Raw genomic sequence first — 740 nt, 5'->3', positions numbered from 1 at the left:
TTCGTTTGTTTTACTTCAGGCATTGATGCACCCGAGAGAGGTCCACGATGCCCCGACGTTATCCGCCCGAGTTCCGCCGAAAAGTCCTCGATCTGTTGAAGTCAGGACGCACGGTCGCCGAGGTCGCCGCAGGTCTCGATGTCACCGAACAAACCATCTACAACTGGCGTAACCAGGAGCTCATCGATACCGGACAGAAGCCGGGGCTGAGCTCGATCGAGAGCGCCGAACTCGCCGCCGCCCGTCGTCGTATCGCCGAGTTGGAGACCGAGCTTGCCATCGCCAAACGCTCCACGGAACTGCTGAAGTCGGTGGTGCTCCCAAAAGGCGGTTCGAAGCGATCGAAGTGATGGCCAAAGAAGGACTGCCGGTACAGACTTCGTGTCGGATTCTGGAGGTGTCGGAGTCCGGTTTCTACGAGTGGCGCAATCGCCCACCCTCGGAACGCTCACTGCGACATGCCTGGTTGACGCGGCTGATCACCGAGGTTCATACCGCCTCGCATGGCACCTACGGTGCGCGGCGCATCCACGCTGAACTCACCCTTGGTCACGACATTGCCGTGGGACGCGGCTGCATCGAAATGTTGATGAGAGCTGCTGGTGTGAAGGGACTTCCGGGAAACAAACGTGCGCGTTCCAAGCATCAGACTCCGACCGCGAGCGATCTCGTGGACCGTAAGTTCACTCGCGACGAGCCGAATAAGTTGTGGGTCACGGATATCACGGAACATCCCACCC

At 59.5% G+C, this 740-nt stretch carries 2 protein-coding genes; both read left to right on the top strand.

The features are described 5' to 3' along the window. Positions 1 to 47: 47 nt before the first annotated feature. Positions 48 to 350 carry a transposase gene (locus tag QMA15_RS32675; protein ID WP_042922031.1) on the top strand — a complete coding sequence of 101 codons (303 nt, stop codon included), beginning with the start codon at positions 48 to 50 and terminating at the stop codon, positions 348 to 350. Positions 351 to 397: 47 nt separating this feature from the next. After that, the coding region (locus tag QMA15_RS32670) for an IS3 family transposase (RefSeq protein WP_290289355.1) at positions 398 to 740 on the top strand (343 nt) is incomplete at its 3' end.

Source organism: Rhodococcus sp. APC 3903, assembly GCF_030407755.1.
In the GTDB taxonomy this organism is placed as follows: domain Bacteria; phylum Actinomycetota; class Actinomycetes; order Mycobacteriales; family Mycobacteriaceae; genus Rhodococcus_F; species Rhodococcus_F erythropolis.
This window is presented reverse-complemented; position numbering and strand designations above follow the sequence as displayed.